The 23,649-nt window shown below is 73.1% G+C and carries 26 protein-coding genes; 10 read left to right on the top strand and 16 right to left on the bottom strand.

Annotated features, from left to right (window positions below):
• Window positions 1–41 precede the first annotated feature (41 nt).
• Window positions 42–668: a YigZ family protein gene (locus tag B9W62_RS32845; protein WP_087810549.1), complete on the bottom strand. Its 627-nt coding sequence runs from the start codon at window positions 666–668 to the stop codon at window positions 42–44.
• A 159-nt stretch (window positions 669–827) separates the two neighbouring features.
• Here B9W62_RS32845 and B9W62_RS32840 point away from each other — a divergent pair, with 159 nt between their 5' ends.
• Window positions 828–1,070 (top strand): hypothetical protein, encoded by a 243-nt coding sequence (locus B9W62_RS32840; RefSeq protein ID WP_373433718.1) that lies wholly within the window; start codon window positions 828–830, stop codon window positions 1,068–1,070.
• Here the strand turns inward: B9W62_RS32840 and B9W62_RS32835 are convergent.
• Together B9W62_RS32835 and B9W62_RS32830 are read right to left on the bottom strand one after the other, a co-directional pair.
• Entirely contained in the window at window positions 1,057–1,410 is a 354-nt protein-coding gene (locus B9W62_RS32835) for a hypothetical protein (protein WP_087810548.1), read from the bottom strand. The genes B9W62_RS32840 and B9W62_RS32835 overlap by 14 nt on opposite strands.
• 139 nt (window positions 1,411–1,549) lie before the next feature.
• Complete coding sequence (locus B9W62_RS32830) at window positions 1,550–2,422, bottom strand: hypothetical protein (protein ID WP_256976664.1); 873 nt, start codon at window positions 2,420–2,422, stop codon at window positions 1,550–1,552.
• A 150-nt stretch (window positions 2,423–2,572) separates the two neighbouring features.
• Between B9W62_RS32830 and B9W62_RS32825 the strand changes: the two genes are divergently transcribed.
• Complete coding sequence (locus B9W62_RS32825) at window positions 2,573–2,980, top strand: CoA-binding protein (protein WP_087810546.1); 408 nt, start codon at window positions 2,573–2,575, stop codon at window positions 2,978–2,980.
• A gap of 12 nt (window positions 2,981–2,992) precedes the next feature.
• Here the strand turns inward: B9W62_RS32825 and B9W62_RS32820 are convergent, their stop codons facing one another.
• The 3 genes from B9W62_RS32820 to B9W62_RS32810 form a co-directional block, all read right to left on the bottom strand.
• Window positions 2,993–4,261, bottom strand: a complete 1,269-nt coding sequence (locus B9W62_RS32820) for a vWA domain-containing protein (protein ID WP_087810545.1) — start codon at window positions 4,259–4,261, stop codon at window positions 2,993–2,995.
• Window positions 4,258–5,502 (bottom strand): AAA family ATPase, encoded by a 1,245-nt coding sequence (locus tag B9W62_RS32815; RefSeq protein ID WP_087810544.1) that lies wholly within the window; start codon window positions 5,500–5,502, stop codon window positions 4,258–4,260. The genes B9W62_RS32820 and B9W62_RS32815 overlap by 4 nt, the downstream gene beginning before the upstream one ends.
• Before the next feature lie 191 nt (window positions 5,503–5,693).
• A complete protein-coding gene (locus tag B9W62_RS32810) occupies window positions 5,694–7,097 on the bottom strand; it encodes a hypothetical protein (RefSeq protein ID WP_087810543.1) in 1,404 nt (467 codons plus the stop codon).
• Window positions 7,098–7,259: 162 nt separating this feature from the next.
• Between B9W62_RS32810 and B9W62_RS32805 the strand changes: the two genes are divergently transcribed.
• Entirely contained in the window at window positions 7,260–8,483 is a 1,224-nt protein-coding gene (locus B9W62_RS32805) for a 4-hydroxybenzoate 3-monooxygenase (RefSeq protein ID WP_087810542.1), read from the top strand.
• Window positions 8,484–8,584: 101 nt separating this feature from the next.
• Here B9W62_RS32805 and B9W62_RS32800 read toward each other — a convergent pair whose 3' ends face one another.
• From B9W62_RS32800 to B9W62_RS32790, 3 genes are all read right to left on the bottom strand, one after another.
• Window positions 8,585–9,142, bottom strand: coding sequence for a YbaK/EbsC family protein (locus tag B9W62_RS32800; protein ID WP_087810541.1), 558 nt, complete (start codon window positions 9,140–9,142; stop codon window positions 8,585–8,587).
• A gap of 43 nt (window positions 9,143–9,185) precedes the next feature.
• Window positions 9,186–9,758 carry a helix-turn-helix domain-containing protein gene (locus B9W62_RS32795; RefSeq protein WP_087812200.1) on the bottom strand — a complete coding sequence of 191 codons (573 nt, stop codon included), beginning with the start codon at window positions 9,756–9,758 and terminating at the stop codon, window positions 9,186–9,188.
• Between the two features lie 205 nt (window positions 9,759–9,963).
• Entirely contained in the window at window positions 9,964–10,770 is an 807-nt protein-coding gene (locus B9W62_RS32790) for an acyltransferase (RefSeq protein WP_087810540.1), read from the bottom strand.
• A 107-nt stretch (window positions 10,771–10,877) separates the two neighbouring features.
• Between B9W62_RS32790 and B9W62_RS41145 the strand changes: the two genes are divergently transcribed.
• Window positions 10,878–11,414, top strand: a complete 537-nt coding sequence (locus tag B9W62_RS41145) for a gamma carbonic anhydrase family protein (RefSeq protein WP_087810539.1) — start codon at window positions 10,878–10,880, stop codon at window positions 11,412–11,414.
• A 93-nt stretch (window positions 11,415–11,507) separates the two neighbouring features.
• On the opposite strand, the gene B9W62_RS32780 is transcribed toward B9W62_RS41145, so the two are convergent.
• Together B9W62_RS32780 and B9W62_RS32775 are read right to left on the bottom strand one after the other, a co-directional pair.
• The gene (locus B9W62_RS32780; RefSeq protein WP_087810538.1) at window positions 11,508–12,143 is read right to left on the bottom strand and encodes a DedA family protein; all 636 of its coding nucleotides are present in this window, start codon (window positions 12,141–12,143) and stop codon (window positions 11,508–11,510) included.
• Between the two features lie 82 nt (window positions 12,144–12,225).
• The gene (locus B9W62_RS32775; protein WP_052838967.1) at window positions 12,226–12,663 is read right to left on the bottom strand and encodes a DUF4442 domain-containing protein; all 438 of its coding nucleotides are present in this window, start codon (window positions 12,661–12,663) and stop codon (window positions 12,226–12,228) included.
• An 84-nt stretch (window positions 12,664–12,747) separates the two neighbouring features.
• Between B9W62_RS32775 and B9W62_RS32770 the strand changes: the two genes are divergently transcribed.
• Together B9W62_RS32770 and B9W62_RS32765 are read left to right on the top strand one after the other, a co-directional pair.
• A complete protein-coding gene (locus B9W62_RS32770; protein WP_087810537.1) occupies window positions 12,748–13,752 on the top strand; it encodes a DUF8017 domain-containing protein in 1,005 nt (334 codons plus the stop codon).
• A 76-nt stretch (window positions 13,753–13,828) separates the two neighbouring features.
• Window positions 13,829–14,854 (top strand): DUF8017 domain-containing protein, encoded by a 1,026-nt coding sequence (locus B9W62_RS32765; RefSeq protein WP_087810536.1) that lies wholly within the window; start codon window positions 13,829–13,831, stop codon window positions 14,852–14,854.
• Between the two features lie 30 nt (window positions 14,855–14,884).
• Here the strand turns inward: B9W62_RS32765 and B9W62_RS32760 are convergent, their stop codons facing one another.
• The 3 genes from B9W62_RS32760 to B9W62_RS32750 form a co-directional block, all read right to left on the bottom strand.
• Window positions 14,885–15,730 carry a spermidine synthase gene (locus B9W62_RS32760; protein ID WP_087810535.1) on the bottom strand — a complete coding sequence of 282 codons (846 nt, stop codon included), beginning with the start codon at window positions 15,728–15,730 and terminating at the stop codon, window positions 14,885–14,887.
• A 105-nt stretch (window positions 15,731–15,835) separates the two neighbouring features.
• Entirely contained in the window at window positions 15,836–17,005 is a 1,170-nt protein-coding gene (gene tuf, locus B9W62_RS32755; RefSeq protein WP_087810534.1) for an elongation factor Tu, read from the bottom strand.
• A gap of 509 nt (window positions 17,006–17,514) precedes the next feature.
• Window positions 17,515–18,237, bottom strand: coding sequence for a DNA alkylation repair protein (locus B9W62_RS32750; protein ID WP_256976662.1), 723 nt, complete (start codon window positions 18,235–18,237; stop codon window positions 17,515–17,517).
• Between the two features lie 49 nt (window positions 18,238–18,286).
• Between B9W62_RS32750 and B9W62_RS32745 the strand changes: the two genes are divergently transcribed.
• The gene (locus B9W62_RS32745) at window positions 18,287–19,066 is read left to right on the top strand and encodes a TVP38/TMEM64 family protein (RefSeq protein ID WP_087810532.1); all 780 of its coding nucleotides are present in this window, start codon (window positions 18,287–18,289) and stop codon (window positions 19,064–19,066) included.
• Between the two features lie 29 nt (window positions 19,067–19,095).
• Here B9W62_RS32745 and B9W62_RS32740 read toward each other — a convergent pair whose 3' ends face one another.
• Window positions 19,096–20,265, bottom strand: coding sequence for a thiolase family protein (locus B9W62_RS32740; RefSeq protein WP_087810531.1), 1,170 nt, complete (start codon window positions 20,263–20,265; stop codon window positions 19,096–19,098).
• 144 nt (window positions 20,266–20,409) lie between these two features.
• Between B9W62_RS32740 and B9W62_RS32735 the strand changes: the two genes are divergently transcribed.
• The gene (locus B9W62_RS32735) at window positions 20,410–20,883 is read left to right on the top strand and encodes a winged helix-turn-helix transcriptional regulator (protein WP_087810530.1); all 474 of its coding nucleotides are present in this window, start codon (window positions 20,410–20,412) and stop codon (window positions 20,881–20,883) included.
• A gap of 151 nt (window positions 20,884–21,034) precedes the next feature.
• Window positions 21,035–21,910 (top strand): undecaprenyl-diphosphate phosphatase, encoded by an 876-nt coding sequence (locus B9W62_RS32730; protein WP_087810529.1) that lies wholly within the window; start codon window positions 21,035–21,037, stop codon window positions 21,908–21,910.
• Between the two features lie 82 nt (window positions 21,911–21,992).
• Here the strand turns inward: B9W62_RS32730 and B9W62_RS32725 are convergent, their stop codons facing one another.
• Window positions 21,993–22,472 (bottom strand): Lrp/AsnC family transcriptional regulator, encoded by a 480-nt coding sequence (locus tag B9W62_RS32725; protein ID WP_087810528.1) that lies wholly within the window; start codon window positions 22,470–22,472, stop codon window positions 21,993–21,995.
• A 79-nt stretch (window positions 22,473–22,551) separates the two neighbouring features.
• Between B9W62_RS32725 and B9W62_RS32720 the strand changes: the two genes are divergently transcribed.
• On the top strand, window positions 22,552–23,637 hold the full coding sequence (locus tag B9W62_RS32720) for a Glu/Leu/Phe/Val dehydrogenase family protein (protein ID WP_087810527.1): 1,086 nt from the start codon (window positions 22,552–22,554) through the stop codon (window positions 23,635–23,637).
• Window positions 23,638–23,649 lie beyond the last annotated feature (12 nt).

Below are 23,649 nucleotides of genomic sequence, written 5' to 3'. Positions count from 1 at the left end.
GACGCCGTTAAGGACCACTACGCCCCTGTTGTCCGCCTTGTCTAGGCGTCGCCGTAGGCCTCTCCGCCCAGTTCGAACCCGGCCGACCCCGCGGTGGCGTCCGCGAGCCAGGAGCGGAAGGTGTCCACGTCGGCCTCCGGCAGACCGACCTCGATGGTGACGGCCTCGGCATACCGCACGTCGCGCACGGCCCGGCCGGCGGTGCGCAGGTCGTTCTGGAGCTTCCCGGCCCGCTGGTGGTCGACGGTCACCGTGGCCAGGCGGAACCGGCGCCGGGTGAGGGTGCCGAGGTCGTCCAGGGCTTCGCCGACCGCTCCGCCGTAGGCGCGGATGAGACCGCCCGCGCCGAGCTTGACGCCGCCGTAGTAGCGGGTGACGACGGCGACGACGTACCGCATGTCGCGGCGCAGCAGCATCTGGAGCATCGGAACACCCGCGGTGCCGCCCGGCTCGCCGTCGTCGCTGGCCTTCTGGACGGCGGCGTCGGCGCCGATGACGTACGCCCAGCAGTTGTGGCTGGCGTCGGCGTGCTCCTTGCGCACACCCGCGACGAAGGCCTGGGCGTCCTGTTCGGTGGCGGCCGGGGCGAGGGCACACAGGAAGCGCGAGCGGTTGATCTCGGTTTCGTGCACCCCCGCGCGGGCGACCGTGCGGTACTCGTCCTGCATCCGGCCAGCCTAATCCGTGGTTCAGGACCTTCCGCCGGGGCGGATGCTTCGCGGGATGTTCGAGTACGGGGCTGCGATGCCTCCGGCCTGAATGCCTACGCGGGCTCCTCGCCCATCACCAGGGCCTCCGGCAAGAAGTCGTCCATCACCCGTCGGTGGGTGAAGAACGACCGCCTCGATCACGCGGGACATCTGTGGGCATTCTCAGCCCTTCGGCACTCGCCCGGAGCCGGCGCCCACCACCGGCGACGCCGAGAGGTCGGCGACTGGCACGCGGCCGCCCGGCGCAACCTCTTCAACCGCATGATCGGCCAGCTCTGCCACTGCCTTCAGCACCGCAAGCTGTTCGACGAGAACACCGCGTTTCCCGCAGCACCCGTGCTCGCCGTCAGCGCGGCATGACCGGCATCAGCTCCCTCATGCCTTCCGGCAGGTCACGGTCCTCTCGCCAGGCCTCGCTGATCGAGATGAGAGCCTCCCACGACGCCTCGGCGACGGGGCCAGGCCGACCCGTCGCAAGCTCGGCAAGCAGTCGGCCGCACAGGTAGGACGTCACTTGGTAGAGAGCTTGGCCAGCCTCCGCAACGCGAGCCAGATCCGACCCAGGAGCGTGCGGCGGCTCTCCGTCGACGCGGATGGTGAGGGCCACGGCAGCGTATACCCGTCCGTGGATGAAGTCCCACAACTCGATCACCCGCTCTCGCGTCGGCAAAGAGCCCTGGCCGGAGGCAGATTCGGTCACACGGAAAGGCTACCCATGAGGTCTTCGTTGTTCGACGCCCGCCCCCAGCCGCTTGACGGCATGGCAACGTGAGCTGTCTATGCGCTCGCCCCGCCGGGCCCCTCGGGGGCGTCGTCGTGGTCCCCGGCGGCGACCGCGGTCACGGCGCGGAGCCGACGTCCCTGGTGAGGTGGAGGCCGAGGAAGCGGTCGGCGTAGGCGCAGATCTCGAACCGGGCGCCGTCGGCGAGGTCCGGGTCGCTCTCCACGCGGCGCAGCAGGCGCAGTACCGCAGGGGCGTCCAGGTCGTCCTCCCAGGCGGCCCGCAGCCGGTCGCGCAGCTCGCCCGGGACGGGGCGCGAGGGGTGCCGGGCCCAGTCGGCGACCGCGCGGCGCAGGCGCGCGAGGGTGTCCCGGGCCGCGTCCAGCACGGCGGCGTCGAGCTCCACGCACGCGTGGTGGTGGCGCTCCAGCAGGGCGAGGCGCACGGCGTCGGGGTCGGCGAGGTCGGAATCGAGGTCGGGAGCGGCCGGTCGCACGGGGGCGACGGCGACCGTCATCGCGTCCCGGACGTCCCCGTCCCCGCCCCGTTCCCCGCTCTGGTCCGCGTCCTGGGCCTCTCCCCCGTTCCCGCTCCCGTGCTTCCCTTCGGACACGCATGCGGCCACAGGTTCGGCCGCGGCTTCGGCCCCGGTCCCGGTCCCGGTCCCGGCTTCGGCTTCGGCTTCGGCTACGACGCGGACGACCTGTCCGGTGCCCGGGCCGGGTCCCGTCGCGGCGCCGTCCTCGAAGGGCCGGACGCCGAGGGCGGCGGCGTCCTTGCGCAGCCGGTCCGGCTCCGCGGTGCCGGTCAGCACCGCCCACGCGGGCGTGCCGTCGAGTTCCAGGGCGCGCACCAGGAGGTCCGCGACCAGCAGCACCCGCAGGGCGCCGGCATCACGCCCCCGTACGTGCGCCTCGACACGGGTCGGCGCCCGGCGGGCGGGCGCGGCGGGGGCGGGTTCTCCGGTACGGGCGTCGATGATGCGCAGCACGGGGCGAGCGTAGGCGGGACGGCGCGGCGGCGCACCGGGGCGCGCTCGCCGCACCCCACCCGGCGCGGGGGAATCCCGGCACGTCGCCGTCCGTTGTCCCGACCGGGAGGCCCGACCCGCGGGCCGCCCGGGAGCACGAGGAGGCCGCCGGTGTACGGCGACGAGGCAACCGTCCGCAAGATCCTCACCGAGCTGGGTGACACCTGGGCCGTGGTGGGCCTGTCGAACAACCGGCAGCGCGCGGCGTACGGCGTCGCCGAGGTGTTGCAGCGCTTCGGCAAGCGCGTCGTGCCCGTGCACCCCAAAGCGGAGACGGTGCACGGGGAGCAGGGGTACGCCTCGCTCGCGGACATCCCGTTCGACGTGGACGTCGTCGACGTCTTCGTCAACAGCGACCTGGCCGGTCCGGTCGCCGACGCGGCGGTCGCCAAGGGTGCCGAGGCGGTCTGGTTCCAGCTCGGCGTGGTCGACGAGGTGGCGTACGCGCGGACCAGGGACGCGGGCCTGGAGATGGTGATGGACCGCTGCCCGGCGATCGAGATCCCGCGGCTGGGCTGAACGGGCCGGCGCTCACCCGCCCGTGCCGGGACCGGACTCGATGACCACCACGCGGGCCCAGTCGGGCGGTGCGTCGGGGACGTACTCGGGGTCGTCCTCGTCCCAGGAGCCACCCGTCCGCTCCCGGGGGAACAGGCCGACCACCGTCCGGCACGGCGGCCGCTCGTCGGGCCAGGGCGTCTGCCCGTCGGTCAGCACCACGACGGCGTCCGGCGCGGGACGCGCCCCGAGCGCCCGGGTGAATCCGGTGCGCAGGTCCGTGCCGCCGCCGCCCACCAGCGGGATCCCCTCCTCCCGGCACAGGGAGTGCGCGAGGCGGGCCGCCGCGTCGCACGGCACCACGCTGACCAGGTCGCGCCGGCCGCCGACGGCGCGGGCGATGGCGGCGACCTCCAGGAGCGCACTTCCCAGTTCGGCGTCGCTGACCGATCCCGAGGTGTCGATGACCACGGCCACCCGCGGCGGTCTGCGCCGCAGGCTGGGCAGTACCACTCCGGGTGTGCCGGCCGAGCGGCGCGACGGCCGGCCGTAGGTGTAGTCCTCGCCCGCGCCGCCCGAGGAGGTCGCCGAGCGGACGGCGGCCCCCAGCAACTGGCGCCAGGGCTGCGGTGGGTGGAACACCTGCTCCGCCCACCGCCGCCAGCCCTTCGGGGCGCTGCCAGGGCGGGCGGTGATGCCGCGCGCCACCCGGAAGCGCACCGCGTCCCGTTCCTGCTCGCTGAGACCGTCCGCGCCGTCCGGACCGAGGTCCCAGTCCCGTTCGAGGCCGTCGGCCCCGCTGCCGCAGTCCAGCCAGGCCAGGCTCTCGGTGAGCCGCCCGAGCCGGAACTGGCGCAGGTAGTCCTCCATGAGCTGCCCCTCGGGCAGGTGCAGGAATCCCGGGTCGACCGCGCCCTCGGGGCGGACCAGTCCGTCTCCGAACACGTCGTCGTTGATCTCGCAGTCCGCGGCGATGTTCATCCGCAGCCGTTCCGCCGGGCCGGTCAGCCCGCGCTCGCGTGCCACCCGGTCGCTGCGCCCGTGGTGGTCGCGCAGCAGGTGCGAGACCTCGTGCACCCACACCCCGGCGAGTTCCTCCACGGGTGTGCGGTCCACGAAGACCGGTGAGGCGTAGCACCGCCAGTACCGGTCGACGGCCATCGTCGGCACCCCGCGCGACGGGACGACGTGCAGGGCGAACAGGGCCGTGGCCAGGTAGGGCCGGGCCCGCGCGGCGTGCAGCCGGGCGGCGTAGAGCTTGTCCAGGTCGATCCGCACCCGGAGCCGCTCGGGCCCCTTCATCGGCCCGCCCGCGCGGTGCCCGCGATCCGTGCCGCGGCACGGTCGGCCGCGCGGTCCGCTCGCCGGGAGAGGGCCATGGCCCCGGCGAGCCGCTCGATCGTGGCCGGGACGTCCCAGTCCTGCCGTCGCAATGCGGCGAGGGTCGTCGCCGGGACGACCACGACGTCCGGCGCGCCGGTCTCCATCGCCCGGACCAGCAGCGCCCACGCCGCGTCCCACCGGGACTTGTCCGGCCGCTTGCGCACCGCGGCGACCACCCCGTCCAGCACGGCCTGGCGGAGGTCGCCCCGTTCGGGCAGCACGGCGCCCGCCGGGTCGGCGAGCAGGGTCTCGGGGTCCGGGAGATCCATCCGGTCCAGGCTCGCCATCAGTTCGAGGCCGGGCCCGTCCCCCACCGTCCCGCGCACCAGCAGGGAGAGCACCTCGCCGGACGAGCCGGCCGCGGTCGCGAAGGCGATGAGGCTCAGGGTCATCTCCCAGCTCCGGGGCGACGGCCAGGCGCCGCCCCGGCGCGTCTCGCCGCTGGGCAGCCGGTGCACCAGGGCGGGGCGGGCGGTGAGGAACTCGCACACCGCCCGGCGCGCGTGCCGCACCGCCGCCTCCAGCCCGGTCGGGTCGAGGCTCGGCAGGGTCGCCCGGGGCCAGGTCCCGCCGAGGCCGCGTACGACGACGTCCTGGTCGTGGGTCCACTGGAGATGGACGAACCGGTTGGCCAGGGGCGGGCTCAGCTCCCAGCCGTCGGCCGCCGAGGACCGCGGGTTGGCGGCGGCCACGATCCTGACGCCGGCCGGCAGCCGCAGCGCGCCGATCCGCCGTTCGAGGACGAGCCGGAGCAGCGCCGCCTGCACGGCGGGGGGCGCGGTGGACAGCTCGTCGAGGAACAGCAGTCCCCGGCCGGCCCGTACCAGGCGCACGGCCCAGTCCGGCGGGGCCATCGGGACGCCCTGCTCCGCCGGGTCGTCGCCGACGACGGGAAGCCCGGAGAAGTCGGACGGTTCGTGCACGCTCGCGATGACGGTGGTCAGCGGGAGGTCCAGGGCGGTGGCGAGCTGGGTGAGGGCCGCGGTCTTGCCGATCCCGGGCTCGCCCCACAGCAGTACGGGGAGGTCGGCGGCGACGGCGAGGGTGAGGGCCTCCAACTGGATGTCGGGCCGCGGCTCGGTGGTCGTGTCGCGCAGGAGCGTCAGCAGGTCACCGGCGACGTCGAGTTGGGAGGGCACGGCAGGGGCGCATGTCGTCATGTGTCATCACCTGAGGGTTGGTCGTGGAAGGGATGCAACGCAGGAAGGTTCGGCCCCGGCCACGGCTTCGACCCCGGCCACGGCTTCGGCTACGGCTACGGCTACGGCTACGGCTACGGCTACGGACGATGCGGCGCGAGGAGGTTGGTCACGGGGCTTCGGCGCGGGCGGGACTCCCGCCGTCGCCGAGGTCAGTCGAAGGTGGCGTGCCGGGGGCGGGAGCGACCCGTGCGGGGGCGGTGCGGGTCCGGGCGGAGTCGTCCCGGAGCGGGCTCGTCCAGTCCCGCGCGGAACATGCCGTGGGCGACCCGCCGCAGCGCGGCGGCCTCCAGGTCGTCCCGCAGGGCGCCGTCCCGCAGGCGTGCGGCGGGACCCAGCAGGCTCTCCACGGCGGCGAGGGCACCGGCGGTGTCCCCGTGGTTCAAGCGCTCACGGATGTCGGGGAGGCACTCCGGACGCCGGTGCGCCTCGTCGATCACCTGGAAGCAGGGCAGCGGCGTGCCGGTCAGCGCGGCGAGCAGTTCCTCCCGGCGGACCTCGGCCGGATCGTGGTCCAGGGCCGCCAGCGCCCCGTCGACGAAGCCGATCCGGTGCCTGGCTCCCCGGCAGTCCACGATCCGCGGGCCCGTCGCCGGGTCCGGTGTCCGCAGCGGGGCGGCCGGGACGTGGTCCGGCACCAGCGCGGGAGCCACCAGCGGGTGCAGCCGGTCGGCCTCGATCGCCCCGGCGCGGAGCAGTTCCAGGTCGGGCAGCAGCCAGGTGGCCGCGTCGGGGAGCACCGGCAGCGCGGACAGGGCACCGCCCGTGGGCGCCGCGAGGATACGCGGAGCGGACGGACGTGTGCCGTCCGCCGCCGGCTCCAGGACCAGCCGCTGCCCGGCTCCGACCCGTACGACGACCGCTCCCGTACCGCTGTCCTCGGCCCGGAGCAGGATGCGCGCCTCGGCGTCCCACCGGTCCAGGGCGCATCGCCTCCCGTACGGGACCGTCACCCCGGCGCTGCCGAGGTCGGGCGGCGCCGCGCCGGGCGGGGGCAGGTCGGCGCCCGAGCGGACGCGCAGCTCACCGGTCCTGCGCGCGTCCCACAGGTGGCGGTGCAGGTCGAGCCGGAAGCGCCGGCTGGGCCGGGGATGCGGGTGCCGTGCGGTACCGGCGTCCCGGCCCGAACCGTCCCACAGCGCCAGGCTGATGCGCTGGCCGCCGTCCGCCCAGGCCGGCGGGGTACGCGCGACGAGGTGCACCGGACGTACGCTGTCGCGCCCCTCGGTGCCGTACCGGGCCAGGGTGAGCGTCAGCCCCGGGCGGAGCAGCCCGTCCGGGGCGATTCTCGGCAGATGCCAGCGCAGCAGGTCGGGAGCGAGGTGCCGCAGGTCGGCGCGGATCCGGGAGGCCAGGACGTGGCCGTGGGTGCGCGTGAGCCGACGCAGGTCGAGGTCGACGTCGAAGGCCGCCGCGGCGCACGCGCCGGCCCAGTCCCCGGCACGGCGGCGGGCGGTCGCGGTCGCGATCATGGTGGGCGGCACGGCGAAGCGACGCACGCGCTGCCAGCGGGAGAGGCGGGATGCGGAGTCCCCGGTCACGAGGTGAGTGGCCATCAGCACTCACCTTGCGTGGACGGGTCCCCCAATCTGCCGACAGGAGGAGTAGTCATCGCGGGGAGCATAGCTTCGCCGACAGGGACCCGCCAGGTGTTTTTGACGGGGCGAGGACCGTCGCGACCGTTCCCGCGGCCCGCGCGCCGCCGCCATAATGTCCGGGTGACCGCACCTGCCGCCGGCGCCAACTCCGTTGAGGTGCAGGCCTGTTCCGTCGTCGTGGTGGGCGCGGGTCCCGCCGGGCTGACCGTCGGCAACATCCTGCGCGCCGCGGGGGTCGACTGTCTGGTGCTGGAGACGGAGACCCGCGAGTTCGTCGAGCACCGGCCGCGGGCCGGCGTCATCGAGGAGTGGGCCGTGCGCGGGCTGGAACGGCGCGGGCTGGCGCGGACCCTGCTGGAGCGGGCGCGGTCCCACACCGAGTGCGAGTTCCGCTTCGCCGGGGAGCGCTACCGCTTCGCGTACACAGAGCTGACGGGGCGACACCACTTTATCTATCCGCAGCAGTTCCTGGTGACGGACCTGCTGCGCCAGTACGCGGACGTGCGGGGCGGCGGGATCCGGTTCGGCGTCCGGGACGTACGCCTGCACGGCCTCGAGTCCGGGCGGCCGTCGGTGTCGTACGTGTGCCCGGACTCGGGTGAACGCCGGGTTGTGACGGCGGACTTCGTCGCGGGCTGCGACGGTGCGCGCGGGGTGACCCGGGCGTCGCTCCCTCCCGAGCGGGCCCGCCTGGCCCGTCACGACTACGGCGTCGGCTGGCTGGCGCTGCTGGCCGAGGCGCCGCCGTCCTCCGACTGCGTGGTGTTCGGCATGCATCCGCGGGGTTTCGCCGGGCACATGGCACGCAGCCCGGAGGTGACGCGCTACTACCTCCAGTGCCCGCCGGGCGACGACCCGGCGAACTGGCCGCACGAGCGCGTCTGGGCAGAGCTGCGGCAACGGCTGGGCGCGGCCGGCGCACCGCCGCTCAGGGAGGGGCGGCTGATCGAGAAGCGCGTGCTCGACATGCACGGTTACGTGGTTGAGCCGATGGCCTTCGGGCGGCTCTTCCTGGCCGGGGACGCGGCGCATCTGACCGCGCCCATCGCCGCCAAGGGCCTCAACCTCGCCCTGCACGACGCCTTCCTGCTCGGTGACGGACTGGTCGCGTCCCTGACGAAGGGCGACCACTCCGGGCTGTCCGGCTACTCGGCCGCATGTCTCCCGCGGGTGTGGGACTACCAGGAGTTCTCCCAGTGGCTCGCGGAGATGTACCACGGCACGGCGTCGGGCGACCCCTACCGCGCCGGTGCCGCGCTGGCCCGGCTGCGCCGCTTGTTCGACTCGCCGGTCGCGGCGACGGAGTTCGCCGAGCGGTACCTCGGCGTGCGGACCACCGGCTGAGGTGCCCCGGCGCCCCGCCCCCACCGCGCCCGGCGGTCGGGAGCGGCAGTCAGGAGCGGCAGTCAGGAGCGGCAGTCGCTCAATCGCCACCGCGTGACGGGTCAGGCCGCGCCCAGCCCCTCCAGGACCTCGGCACCGGGCAGTTCCGCGAAGGCCTTGCCCGGCACGAGCAGTTTGCCGCGCCGGCGTCCGCTGCCGACGAGGACGTACGGCAGGTCGACGACGGCCGAGTCCACCAGCACCGGCCAGTCGCCGGGCAGGCCGACCGGGGTGATGCCGCCGTACTCCATGCCGGTCTCTCCCGTGGCCGTGTCCATCGGGGCGAAGGATGCCTTGCGCGCACCGAGGTGACGGCGTACGACGCCGTTGACGTCGACGCGGGTGGTGGAGAGGACCACGCAGGCGGCGAGCGTCGTGCCGCCGCCGCGCTTGCCGGTGACCACCACGCAGTTGGCGGACTGTTCGAGCAGCTCACGGCCGTAGTGTTCGACGAAGGTGGCGGTGTCGGCCCAGTCCGGCTCGGTGTCGACGTAGAGGATCTGGTCGGCGGGTACGGTCCCGCTCCAGTGGCGTACGGCGTCGGCGACCGGGCGGGTCAGTTCGTCGAGGCAGTCCGGGGCGGGCGTGGCGCTGTCGAAGTTCCCGATGGGTGCGTGCATGGCGGCACGCTAACAACTGGGTGGGCCCCGGAGAACGGGCGTCTCAGCGAACGGGCGGCACCGAGACCGCCATGATCATCTCCATCGGGGCGTCGCCCTCGTTGCCGTACGTGTGCGGGGTGTCGGACTCGAAGGAGGCGCTCGCGCCCGTCGGCACGCGGTGGGTCACCCCGTCGACGGTGAGGGCGAGTTCGCCCGACGTGACGTGCACCAGCTCGACCGTGCCGCTGGGGTGCGGGTCGGAGAGGCTGTGCTCGCCGGGCATCAGCCGCCACTCCCACATCTCCAGCGGGCCGGGCGCCTCGACTCCGGCGAGGAGCCGGCTGAAGCTGCCCGCGTCGGTGTGCCACAGACGCACGGCCTGGTCGGCGGGGACGACGCGGACCGTGGGGCCCTGTTCCCAGTCGAGCAGGGTGGTGATGCTGACGCCGAGGGCGTCGCCGATCTTCACGACGGTCCCGAGGCTCGGGTTGGTGCGCGCCTGCTCGATCTGGATGAGCATGCCGCGGCTGACCCCGGCGCGCGCCGCGAGTGCCTCCAGGGTGAAGCCGCGCTCGGTGCGCCAGCGCTTGACGTTGCGCGCCAGGGACTGGGTCAGAAGGTCGAGGTCCGCCACGTTCCGTCCAGGACTGGTACTCGTCTCGTACTCGTACGTACTCGTCTCGTACTCGTACGGGAGCACATACGGGAGTACATGGGTGTGCATGACCTGGTGCGGCGGATTCCACTGCGGTCTGCCGCACCCGAAGGTCCACCGAACTGTACTGCGGGGCGGACCGGATCACGGCAGCGCTCCCGGGCGTCGCCGCCGGGCCGTTCCGTCAGCCCTCGGCGGCCGGTTCCGCGAGCCTGCCCGGCGCGTGCTCCGGGTCCTCGTCCAGCTCGGCGAGCCGGGCCACCGCCTCGGCGTCCAGCTTGGACAGCTCCCGCAGCTGTCCCGGGGTGATCCCGTCGGGGATCGGCACCGGTGCGGGGGTCCGCAGCGGCGGCTGCCAGCCCTCGGCGGGTGTCCAGCGGCGTACGACGCGGGCCGGGGCGCCCGCCGCCACCGCGTGGTCGGGGACCGTGCCCCGGACCACGGCACCGGCGGCCACGACCACGTTCCGTCCGATCCTCGCGCCGGGCAGGATCACCGCACCGGTGCCGATCCAGCAGCCGGGGCCGATCTCCACCGGGTCCATCCGGGGCCACTGCTTGCCGATGGGCTGGTGCGGGTCGTCGTAGGAGTGGTTGGTGGAGGTGACGTAGACGTACGGGCCGAAGTAGCAGTCGCTGCCGATGGTGACGGTGGTGTCCGCGATGACGTGGCTGCCGCGGCCGAGGACGACCCCGTCGCCGATGCGCAGGATCGGCTCGGGGCCGAGGTCGAGGTCGGGCATGAGCCCGGCGGTCAGCGTCACCTGCTCGCCGATGATGCAGTGGGCGCCGACGTGGATCCAGGGCTCGCCGAAGACGGTACCGAGCGGGAAGGCGAGCCGGGTGCCCTCGCCCAGCGCGCCGAAGCGGAACCGTCCGGGGTGGTCGGCGGTGACGGAACCGGTGCGCTGCACCCAGGCCCAGCCCGCGTGGACGGCCCGCTGCGTGAGGCGGCTCCGCCAGGACGAGAACGTGTTCTTGCGGTGGGGCACCCGCTCACGGTAGTCCGGGCGCCCTGCGGACAGGTCCGCACCGTGCTGTGATCTTCACCCCACCGGGTGGCGTACGGTGCCGTACAACACCCGAGCAGGAGGCGAAGATGACGCAGAAGGCGCTGATCACGGGCATCGGCGGCAAGGACCCGAAGGTGGACGCGGAGTCCTTCGTGGCGCCGACCGCCTCGGTCGTCGGGGACGTGACGCTGCACGCCGGGGCGAGCGTCTGGTACGGCGCGGTGCTGCGCGGCGACGTCGAGCGGATCTCCGTCGGCGCGAGCAGCAACGTCCAGGACAACTGCACGCTCCACGCCGACCCCGGTTTCCCCGTCACCGTCGGCGAGCGGGTCTCCATCGGGCACAACGCCGTGGTGCACGGCGCCACCGTCGAGGACGACTGCCTGATCGGCATGGGCGCCACGGTCCTCAACGGCGCGGTGATCGGCGCCGGTTCCCTGGTCGCGGCCCAGGCGCTGGTCCCGCAGGGGATGCGGGTGCCGCCGGGGTCGCTGGTCGCGGGGGTGCCGGCGAAGGTGAAGCGGGAGCTGACGGAGGAGGAGCGTCAGGGGGTCACGCTGAACGGCACGATGTACGCGGCGCTGGCCGGGGAGCACCGGGACGCGGTGGGGGAGGATCTGTGATCGGCCGGGCCGTCCGCGGCTTGGCTGTGGCGGCTCGCGCCCACGCGGCGGAGCCGCACATCGACACAGCCCCGCGCCCCTTCGGGGCGCGCCTCACTCCCCGGCGACCGCCGGCTCGGCCTCGGTCTGGGCCCTGCCCGCCCTGCGCTTGACGATCAGCATGGAGGCGACACCGATCAGGACCGCCACCACCAGGCCCAGCCAGGAGAACCGCTTGAGCCAGTCCTCCGCGACGACGCCGACGTAGTAGATGACGGCGGTGGTGCCGCCCGCCCAGACGATGCCGCCGAGGACGTTGGCGATCAGGAACTTCCAGTACGGCATCCGCAGCACACCGGCCAGCGGGCCCGCGAAGATGCGCAGCAGGGCGACGAAGCGGCCGAAGAACACGGCCCACATGCCCCACTTCTGGAAGGACCGCTCGGCGGTGGCGACGTGCCCCTCGCTGAAGTGCTTGGGGAATTTTCCGCCCAGCCAGGCCAGCAGGGGCCGGCCGCCCTTGCGGCCGATGGCGTATCCGATGGAGTCGCCGATCACCGCGCCCGCGCTGGCGCAGGCGCCGAGGACCAGCGGGTCGACTCCGCCGTGCTGCGACGACAGCAGGGCCGCCGACACCAGGATGATCTCGCCGGGCAAGGGGATGCCCAGGCTCTCCAGACCGATGACCAGCGCGACGACGGCGTAGACGGCCGCCGCGGGTACCGTGTCGAGCCACTCCTGGACGTGCAACGCCCCACCCTCCGCTTCGCGTACCTGCTGCCCGGTGCGCCGTGATCGAGGCGCACCGGGAAGGGTACCGGGTCGGCGGGGGTCAGCCGTTGGGGCGCAGGGTCCATATGACGGTCATCTCACCGGTGACGGCTCCGTCCTCGCGCTGGATGGCGACGCTCACCGGGAATTCGGGGCGGCTGCCCGCGTCCAGTTCGGCGACGACCTCGGCGGCGGGGCGGCCGAGTGTCGCGGTGGCGGTGACCGGGCCGAGGGCGATCTTCTTGAAGGCGATCTCCGCGGTGACCGGCAGCGGCACCGCCCGGGAGAGCTGATCGCCGAAGGCGGCCAGCACGATCGCGCCGCTGGCCGACTCGCCCAGCGTGAACATGGCTCCGGCGTGCGGTCCGCCGACGTGGTTGCGGTACTCGCTCTGGTCCGGGAGGGCCAGGACGGCCTTCTCCGGGGTGGTCTCCAGGTACTCGAGGTTGAGGGTCCTGACCATCGGCACCGTGGCGGCGAGCAACTCGCCGATCGACATCTGATCTGCGCTCATGACGGCAGGTTACCCGCGAGTAGCATCCAGGGCCAGGCACTCGGGAAGATCGCCGTATGCTGGGCGCCCATGTGGCCAGGAGAACAGTCGCCCACCGGCGGGCCGGACCCGCGGCAGCCCAACCCGTACCGGCAGCCCGGCTACCAGCAGCAGCCGCCGTACGCGGGGCAGCAGCAGCCGTACCCGGCACAGCAGCAGCCGCCGTACGCGGGGCAGCAGCAGCCCGCACCCTGGAACGCGCCCACCGTCACGTCCGGCGGACCGGCCGGCCGGGGACCCGGCAGCGGCCGTACGAAGGTGGTGGCGGTTGTGGCCGCCTCGGTCGTGGTGGTCGCCGCCGCCGTGACCGGGGTCGTCCTGCTGGGCGGGGGCGAGGACGACGGGGCCCGGCCCGGTCCCGCCCCGTCCTCCTCCGCCGCCCCCGGCCCGGCCGCGTCCACCGCCGACGACCCGCGCGGCGGTGACGACGCCCCGAAGCCCACCGTCGAGGGCTGGACCGTCGTGGCCAACCCCGACCACGGCATCGCCTTCGACGTACCGGCGTCCTGGGTGCCGCAGTCGCGCGACTGGGTCACCTACGTCGCCGAGGACGACGACCCCGACGAGAAGCCCCTGGTCGCCATGAAGGCCCCCGCCGTCCTGAAGGAGGAGTGGTGCGGGTCCGACGAGGACCGGGACGGCTCGGTCGACCACATGCCGCTGGCCAGTGCGGGCACCCGCGGCAACAACGGCGCCCGGAGCACCGAGGAGATCGCCCGGACCGACTCCGCGACCTGGGTCTACGGCGCCTACACCCAGCCGGACCGCGACAAGGTCTCCACCGGGCCCGTGACCTCCTTCACCACCGCCTCCGGCATCGAGGGCAGCGTGGCGACCTCCCGGTCCTCCGGGGTGGCGAAGAAGGGCAAGTGCGACGTGAACGGCAAGGCGACCACCTTCGCCTTCACGTCCGCCGACGGCGACTTCGTCTCGTGGTCGTTCTTCGGTGCGGCCGGCGTGGCCGACGAGGTGCCCGAGGCCACCGTCCGCAGGATTCTGGCCACCGTCAGGGAGTACACCCCGTCGGACGCCTAGGTTCCCCGGTTTCGGTACGTCCCTGACAAGGGCCGGTGACCGAATCGTTTCCTGGGCGGCATTAGGGTGACTGCTCATGTGGCCAGGACAGCAGCCGCCCGGGGGCGAGCAGAACCCGCAGAACAATCCGTACCAGCAGCCGGGGTACCAGCAGCCGAATCCGTATCAGCAGCCCGGCTACCAGCAGCAGCCCGGCGCGTACGGGCAGCAGCAGTGGAGCACGCCGCAGCCGGCCACCGTTCCGCAGCCTGCGGCGGGGGGCGGTGGTGGCGGTGGCGGCAACCGGACGAAGCTGGTCGCGATCATCGCGTCCCTCGCCGTGGTGGTGGCCGCCGGTGTCACCGGCTTCCTGGTGCTCGGCGGTGACAAGGACGACCAGGCCGACGACGGCAAGGACAAGAAGACGTCCGCCAGTCCGAGCGTGGAGAAGTCCGAGTCCCCCACCGCCGACCCGAGCGCGTCGGGCTCCGACGAGAACCCGCGCGGGGGCGAGGGGGCCAAGGCCACCGTCGACGGCTGGAAGGTCGTCGCCAACCCGCGCTTCGGCACCATGTTCGACGTGCCGGCGGAGTGGGAGATCGACAGCACCGACACCAGCGTCGGCTTCGAGTGGGAGGAGGACGGGAAGACCGACCGCACGACGGTCACCGCTCCCGCCTACCTGAAGTCCGAGTGGTGCACGACCGACGAGAACAAGGACGGCCGCAAGGAGACCACCGCCCTCGCCACCACGGGCACCCGCGGCGAGAGCGGCGCCAAGACCACCGACCAGGCGGCCGAGACGCGGGTGCCGTGGTGGATCTACGGCGGTTACACCGAGCCGGACAAGAAGAGCGTGAAGTACGGCAAGCCGAAGCCGTACACCACCGCTTCGGGCATCAAGGGGAGCGTCATCACGGCGCACTCGGAGGGCGCTCCCAAGAAGGGCAAGTGCGACACCGAGGGCAAGGCGATCACCTTCGCGTTCAAGAACGGCGCGGGCGACTTCGTCACCTGGAACCTCTACGGCCCCAGGGGCGTCAAGGAGGAGCTCCCGGAGGCGACGATCCAGAAGATCCTCGCCACCGTGCGCCTCACCGAGGAGCCGCCGACCGAGTCGTAGCGGCCCCGTGCCGCGGGTCCCGTACGCCGCTCAGCCGATGCCGAAGGCTCCGGCGGGCGGCTCGGGCGACGGTACGGCGTCCTCGTCGCGCACCGGCCGGGCGCCGCCGATGAGGTCCCGCAGGGCGGGCCCGTGCTCGACCCGGGCCGGGAAGGCGTCGGCGGCAGTGCGCCGGGCCAGCGCCGCGGTGTCCAGCGGTCGGTGCGCGGCGACGAGCACCGCGTTGCCGAAGCGGCGCCCGCGCAGCACGCCCGGTTCGGCGATCAGCGCCAGCTCCTCGAAGAACGCGGCGAATCCGGCGAGTTGGCCGCGCAGGAATCCGAACGGCGCCGCGTCGGCCAGGTTGGCCACGTAGACGCCGTCGGCGCGCAGCACCCGGGCCGCCTCGCGCACATAGCCGACGGACGTCAGGTGCGCGGGCACCCGCGAGCCGCCGAAGACGTCGGCGACCAGCACGTCGGCCGAGTCCGCGGGGGCGGCCGCGAGCCAGGCGCGGGCATCGGCGCCGTGCGCGGTGATGCCCGCGCCCGCCGGCAGCGGCAGGTGCTCGGCGACCAGGCCGAGCAGCCCCCGGTCGGCCTCCACCACGTCCTGCCGCGAGCCGGGCCGGGTCGCGGCCACGTACCGGGGCAGGGTGAACGCACCGCCGCCCAGGTGCAGGACGTCCAGCGCGCGCCCCGGCTCGGCGACCGTGTCCAGGACGTGGCCGAGCCGGCGCGTGTACTCGAACTCCAGGTGCGCCGGCTCGTCCAGGTCGACGTACGACTGCGGGGCCCCGTCGACGGTGAGCAGCCAGGCCCGGTCCCGGTCGACGTCGGGCATGAGCTTGGCGGTGCCGTGGTCGGTGACGCGGCTGACGGGTATGGCTTCGTTCACCCGCCCATTGTGCCGGTGCCCGGCGGGACGCTCTTCCCACCACGGTCACCCCACCGCGGTCACCCCACCACGGGTCATCCACCGCGCTCGCTCACCTCACTGCGCTCACCCCACTGCGGTCACCGTCCCCGCGCCCACCGTGCGGCCGCCCTCGCGGATCGCGAAGCCGAGCCCCGTCTCCAGGGGCACGTCCCGTCCCAGCTCGACCGTCATGGTGACGGTGTCCCCGGGCCGGGCGACGGCCACCTCGCCGAGGTCCACGTCGCCGACCACGTCCGCGGTCCGGATGTAGAACTGCGGCCGGTAGCCGGTGGTGAGCGGCGTGGAGCGGCCGCCCTCGCGCGTCGACAGCACGTACACCCGCGCGGTGAAGCGCCGCGCGGGCACCACGCTGCCGGGTGCGGCGACCACGTGTCCGCGGCGCACGGTGTCGCGGGCGACGCCGCGCAGCAGCAGCGCCACGTTGTCCCCGGCCTGCGCCTCCGCCATCGGCTTGCCGAAGGTCTCCAGGCCGGTGACGACCGTCTCGACGGACGCCCCGAGCACCTCGACCCGGTCGCCGACGCGCACGGTGCCGCGCTCGACGGCGCCGGTGACGACGGTGCCGCGGCCGGTGATGGTGAGCACGTTCTCCACCGGCAGCAGGAACGGCGCGTCCAGGTACCGCTCGGGCATGGGCACATAGGTGTCCACGGCGTCGAGCAGCGCCTCGACGGACGCCGTCCACCTCGGGTCGCCCTCCAGGGCCTTCAGCCCCGAGACCCGTACGACGGGCACGGCGTCGCCGCCGTACCCCTGCGCGGTGAGCAGTTCGCGCACCTCCAGCTCGACGAGGTCGGTCAGCTCCTCGTCCCCCGCGTCGGCCTTGTTGAGCGCGACCACGATGTGGTCCACGCCCACCTGCCGGGCGAGCAGCACGTGTTCGGCGGTCTGCGGCATGATGCCGTCCAGGGCGGAGACGACGAGGATCGCCCCGTCCAGCTGGGCGGCGCCGGTGACCATGTTCTTGACGTAGTCGGCGTGGCCGGGCATGTCGACGTGGGCGTAGTGCCGGGTGTCGGTCTCGTACTCGACGTGCGCGATGTTGATGGTGATGCCGCGCGCCGCCTCCTCGGGGGCGCGGTCGATGCGGTCGAACGGCACGAACGTGCCGGCCCCGCGGTCGGCGAGGACCTTGGTGATGGCGGCGGTCAGGGTGGTCTTGCCGTGGTCGACATGGCCCATCGTGCCGATGTTCAGATGCGGTTTGGTGCGGACGTACGCCGTCTTGGACATGGCGGTACCTCGAAGCCTCGTGGCGGTGGTGGGGACCCCTGGGGCCGGCCGACCCTCCCCCTGCGGGGTCCGCCGGACGATCCGGGGAGGGTCAGCTTCGGGCGCCGTCGACTGCGGCGGTGAAGTGGGGGACGGCAGCCTTCGGGGCATCCGCGACCGCGGATGCTGCGAGGTGGAAGGCGTACCGGAACATGACGCCGATCATTGCCGACGCTTCGTCGCACGTCGAATGGTTTTTACGGGAACGGAAGTTCGACGCCTCCGTGGTCCCGAGCACCGGGGACCGGCTAGGGGGTGTCGTGTGGATCAGGCCGGCCGCGGCCGGCGGTGCCTTGTGGCCGACCCGAGCGGGGTCTGGTGCGTGCAGCTGCAAGGCGGAGGAGGGCGACAACGCGATGGGGGTCCCCCCGCGCGAGCGAAGCCGAGCGTGGGGGAGTTGGCAACCGACGACAACGCCGCAGATGTGCGTGCCAGACCCCGCGACCCCGGCAAGATCCAAACGACACCCCCTAGGGGCCGACGGTCCGCAGCGCCTCCCGGACGGACAGCGGTGCGAGGCGGGTCCGGTGCTCGGCCACGAAGGCGCGCACGGCGTCCGGATCGGTCTTGGCGTACTCGCGCAGGCACCAGCCGACGGCCTTGCGGACGAAGAAGTCGCCGTGGCCCGACTGGCGCACGCAGTACCCGAAGAGGCGGTCGGTGTCGGTGTGTTCCTTGCGGCGCAGCTGGTGCAGGAGCGCCGCGCGGACCAGCCAGCGGTCCTCGTCCTCGATCCAGACGTCCATGTCCCGCGCGAGGCCGCGGTCGGCGGTGACCAGGCCCCCGACGACGTGCGCGGCGAGCAGGTCGACGGTGTCCCACCAGGGGACCGCGATGAGCAGATGCCGGACCACGGGCAGGAAACCGGACGAGCAGTACGTCACATGCCGGCGCAGGTAGTCGACGGCGAAGTAGTGGTACTCGCGCTCGGGCAGCCGCCAGCAGCGCAGCGCGACGGCGGTGCAGTCCGACTCGTCGGGGCGGGGCACGCCCGTCAGCACGGTGCGGGCGAGGGAGCGGCGAACGGGCGAGGTCAGACCCAGGAAGGGGGCCACGTCCTTCATGTACGCCCGCATCCCCGCGGCCCGCTCGGGGTCGGCCGCGGCGGGGTACTCGGCGGTGAGCCGCGCCAGTACCGTGTCGGCGAGGGCGCTCGGCGGCGCGTCCGGAATCGGCCGGGCTGTGACGCTCATGAGACGCACCATACGGCGATCACACACATTTGTCGGTTAGTGTCACCGGATGCTCGATGCCACCACCCGCTCTGGGGGCACCGCCACGGTCTCTCCCCGGACCGCCGCCACCGAACTCGCCGTCGCCACCGCCGCCGGACCGGTCGCCCCGGCCGGCTTCGCGGGGCGGGTGACGAGAGTGCTCCTGTCGCCCTGGTCGCGGCTCTCCCTCCTCGTCGCCCTGCTGGCCTCGGCCGCGACGGCGGTGGTGCTGTTCCAGCCGCAGCAGTTGCTGACCAACGGCTGGCCGCCGCAGCTCGGGGGTGCCGCGGCGGCCCTCGCGTACGCGGTGGCGTACGGGCTGTGCACGGTGGCCTTCGTACCGCGCCCGCTGCTCAACCTGGCGGCCGGCGCCCTGTTCGGCTCGCAGCTGGGGCTGGCCTCCGCGCTGGCGGGGACGGTGCTCGGCGCCGGGATCGCCTTCTGCCTCGGCCGGGTCCTCGGCCAGGAGGCGCTGCGTCCGCTGCTGCGGGGCAAGTGGCTGAAGGCCGCGGACGGGCAGCTCAGCAGGCACGGCTTCCGCTCGATGCTGGCAGCGCGGCTGTTCCCCGGGGTGCCGTTCGCCGCCGCCAACTACTGCGCCGCCGTGTCCCGCATGGGCCTGCTGCCCTTCCTGCTGGCGACGGCGCTCGGCTCGATCCCCAACACCGCCGCCTACGTCGTCGCGGGCGCCCGCGCCTCGACGCCGACCTCTCCCGCCTTCCTGATCGCGCTGGCCTGCATCGCCCTGCCGGGGCTCGCGGGCGCGGTGGTCGCCTGGCGCAAGCGGCACCGGCTGCGCGGGCACTGAACGGTCACTGAGCGGGCGCCGACGGAGCGTTACACCGCCTCCAGGATCATGGCGTTGGCGAGGCCGCCCGCCTCGCACATGGTCTGCAAGCCGTAGCGGCCGCCGCGCTCGTGCAGGGCGTGGACGAGGGTGGTGGTCAGGCGGGTGCCGCTCGCGCCGAGGGGATGGCCGAGCGCGATGGCCCCGCCGTGCACGTTGACCCGGCCCATGTCGGCGCCGGTCTCCTGCTGCCAGGCCAGTACGACGCTCGCGAAGGCCTCGTTGACCTCGAAGAGGTCGATGTCGCCGAGGGAGAGGGACGCCCGGCGCAGCACCTTCTCGGTGGCCGGCACGACCCCGGTGAGCATCAGCAGGGGGTCCGAGCCGGTGACGGCGAAGCTGTGCAGCCGGGCGAGGGGGCGCAGGCCGAGGCGGGCCGCGGTCTCGCTCGACGTGATCAGCACCGCCGAGGCCCCGTCGTTGACCGGGCTGGCGTTGCCGGCGGTGACGTTCCACTCGATCTGCGGGAACCGTTCGGCGAAGGCCGGGTCGTGGTAGGCGGGCCGGAGACCGGCGAGGACCTCGACGCTGCTGGCCGGACGCACGCACTCGTCGCGGGACACACCGTCCAGGGGCGCGATCTCGGCGTCGAAGCGGCCGGTGTCCCAGGCGGCCGCGGCCTTCTGGTGCGAGGAGACGGCGAAGGCGTCCATGCGCTCCCGGGTGAGCGACCACTTGGCGGCGATCAGCTCGGCGCTGATGCCCTGCGGGACGAGCCCCTCCGGATAGCGGGCGGCGACCCCGGGTCCGAACGGGTCGGCGCCGGGCGGCACGTTCGACCACATCGGCACCCGGCTCATGGACTCGACCCCGCAGGCGACGACGAGGTCGTACGCGCCGGCGATGACGCCCTGCGCGGCGAAGTGGACGGCCTGCTGCGAGGAGCCGCACTGCCGGTCCACGGTGGTCGCGGGGACAGACTCGGGGAAGCCCGCCGAGAGCAGGGCGTAGCGGGTGGTGTTCATGGCCTGCTCGCCGACCTGGTCCACGGTGCCGCCGATGACGTCGTCGATCAGCGCCGGGTCGACACCGGACCGCTCGACCAGGGCGCGCAGCGTGTGGGCGAGGAGTTCCACGGGATGGACGTGGGCGAGGGCTCCGTTCGGTTTGCCCTTGCCCATGGGGGTGCGTACGGCTTCCACGACGACTGCGTCACGCATGGTGCGGGCCTCCGGTGGTCGGTGCCGGCGGACTGCCGGTGAGGGAGGAACAGGGACTACCAGCGAGTAGGAAATCCAAACTCACCATAGACCTGTGGGTTGGAAATTCAAACCCTCATCGGCCGCTCGCCTAGACTGGCCGGCATGGCCGCCGCTTCCAAGAACCCGCGCCCGTGCTCCATCGCCGACACTCTGGCGCTCGTCGGCGAGAAGTACTCCCTGCTCGTCCTGCGCGAGGTCTGCCTCGGCAACGGCCGTTTCGACCAGCTGGTGCGCAACACCGGCGCCCCGCGCGACGTCCTCGCCACCCGGCTGCGGCGCCTCGTCGACGCGGGAATCCTGGAGCGGCAGCCGTACAGCGAGCGCCCGCGGCGCTTCGAGTACCGGCCGACCCGGGCGGGCCTCGAGCTGGAGCCGGTCCTGATGACCCTCATGGCGTGGGGAGACCGGCATCTGCGCGCGGACGGCGACCGCCCCATGGTGATCGAGCACGCCTGCGGCCACGAACTGGTCCCCCAGGTCACCTGTCCCGCCTGCGGCGACACCGTCCGCCACGAGGATCTGACCGCCCATCCCCAGGCCCCCGGCTGGACGGTGGCGGGCCCCGCGGTGGCGTAGGGGGCTGTTCACCCCCGTCGCCCGGGGTTCATTTCGGGGCGCTACGCTGCCCCTCGGCACGCCAGGTCCCGATCACCGCACGCGACGGTTCGGCGTGTCCGCCGACCGTTTCTCGCCGTTCCTCGATCGCCGCTTGGACTGACGTAACTCCATGTCTTGGTTTGAATCCCTCGTCCTCGGACTCGTCCAGGGGCTGACCGAGTTCCTGCCCGTGTCCTCCAGCGCGCACCTGCGGCTGACCGCGGCGTTCTCCGGCTGGCACGACCCGGGCGCGGCCTTCACGGCGATCACGCAGATCGGCACCGAGGCCGCGGTGCTCATCTACTTCCGCAAGGACATCGGGCGGATCATCTCGGCCTGGACGCGCTCGCTCGCCGACAAGTCGATGCGCCACGACCCCGACGCACGCATGGGCTGGCTGGTGATCGTCGGCTCGATCCCGATCGGTGTGCTCGGCCTGACGCTGAAGGACCAGATCGAGGGTCCGTTCCGCGACCTGCGGATCACCGCGACGATGCTGATCGTCGTCGGTGTGATCATCGGCATCGCCGACCGGATGGCCGCCCGGGACGAGAAGGGCGGCCGGCACCGCGCCCCGCAGCAGCGCAAGGAGCTGGAGAACCTGGGCGTGCGGGACGGCCTGATCTACGGCCTGTGCCAGGCGGCGGCCCTCATCCCCGGCGTCTCCCGCTCCGGCGCGACCATCAGCGGCGGACTCTTCATGGGCTACCGGCGCGAGGCCGCCGCGCGGTACTCGTTCCTGCTCGCGATCCCCGCGGTGCTCGCCTCCGGCGTCTTCGAGCTGAAGGACGCGATGGAGAGCGACCACGTCTCCTGGGGACCGACGCTCTTCGCCACGGTCATCGCCTTCGGCACCGGGTACGTGGTCATCGCCTGGTTCATGAAGTTCATCTCCACCAAGAGCTTCATGCCGTTCGTCTGGTACCGCATCGCGCTCGGCATCGTCATCATCGCCCTGGTCGCGACCGGCGCCCTCAGTCCGCACGCCGCGGAGTCCGCCGGCTGAACCAGGGCCGCACGGTGAGCGCTGTCTCGCACGTTGTGTCCGTGGGCCCGGCGTGGCGGACTCAGCCGGCATGGTCGACCACTCAGGTGTGTTGCTGCTCTGCCGTGGGAGGCAGAGGGTCGAGCACCGGGTTGGTGAGGTGCTGGTAGATGATCGCGGTGCGGAAGCTGACGATCTCACGGCGGTTGGTGAACTGGTCCAGGAGGAAGGCGTGCAGATGGTCGATGTCCTGGGCTGTGACGTGGACGAGGAAGTCGTCGCTGCCGGCCATCGTGTAGACCGAGACGACTTCCGGTAGCCGCGTCACCGACTGTTCGAAGGCGGCGACGACGTCCCGGCGCAGCGGCCGGATCTGAGTGGACACCATGGCCTGGACCGGGCGGTTGAGTGCCCGCAGGGAGACCTGGGCCTTGTACCCCTGAATGACGCCGCGCTTGTGCAGCAGCCTGGTGCGTTCGAGGCAGGTGGACGGTGCGATGCCGAGCTCCTCGGCGAGCGCACGGTTGGACAGCCGACCATCGACCTGGAGACGACGCACGATCGCCGAATCAACTTCGTCCACGGCTGCCTCCACGACCGATGAGCCGAATTTAATTCGGCGTTGGGGATAATGATCCGCGCTTCATTCTAGCTTCTGGCGTATGAGGCAAGCATTTGCGCACGAAGAGGTCGTCGTCCGTCGCGGCAGCCGCTCAGGGCTGCCGCTGATCGTCTCTGTCCACTCCCGGGTTCTGGGACCGGCGGTCGGCGGGTGCCGGCTACGCCGCTACGAGACCTGGCAGGACGGGCTGTCGGATGCGCTGCGCCTGTCGGAGGCCATGACGCACAAGGCCGCGGTGGCCGGTCTGGACTTCGGCGGGGGCAAGAGTGTGATCGCCCTCGGCAAGGACACCGAACTCACCCCGGCCCTGCGCGAGGCCGCGTTCGAGGACCTGGGCGAGCTGATCGCCTCCTGGGAGGGGTCGTACCGGACCGGCCCCGACATCGGCAGCGGCCCGGACGACATGGTGATCCTGAAGCGATTCTCGCCGTACGCGTACTGCGCGCCCGAAAAGCACGGCGGGACCGGAGATTCCGGCGGTCCCACCGCCACCGGCGTGCTGGCCGCGCTGCGTGCCGGTGCCCGGCATGTGTTCGGCGACGCCTCCTGCGCCGGCCGGAGGGTGGTCATCAGCGGATTCGGGTCAGTCGGCGGCGGCATCGCTGACGGCTTGGCCGCCGAAGGCGCTCACGTCGTGGTGTCGGACGTGGACCAGTCCCGAATGGACGCGGCCCTGGCGAGCGGTTACGGCTGGGTCGAGCCCGATCGGGCGCTGTCCGAACCCGCTGACATCTTCGTCCCGGCGGCCGTCGGCGGCGTCCTCAGCGAAGACTCCGTGCCCCGGCTGTCCGCCCCTCTGGTCGTCGGACCGGCCAACAATCAGCTCACCGAGGAGTCCGTCGCCGACGCACTCGCGGGGCGCGGTGTCGTCTGGGTCCCCGATTACGTTGCCAGTGCCGGCGGCATCGTCTACGCGCTCAGCCGGGAATCGGAGCACTACAGCCACGAGGACGCCCACAAGCGGGTGGAGGGCATCGGTGACACCGTCAGCCATGTCCTCGACCTGGCCCGTTCGACTGGCGTGACCCCGCAGCGGGCCGCCCAGCAGATCGCCGAGGCCCGGCTCGCTTCCGCCGCCCGGAGGGCAACCGGGGGACCGGTCGGCGAGTTGTCCGACGCCGGGTAATCGACCGACGAG

It is taken from the genome of Streptomyces sp. CS113 (assembly GCF_002188365.1).
GTDB lineage: Bacteria > Actinomycetota > Actinomycetes > Streptomycetales > Streptomycetaceae > Streptomyces > Streptomyces tendae.
This window is presented reverse-complemented; position numbering and strand designations above follow the sequence as displayed.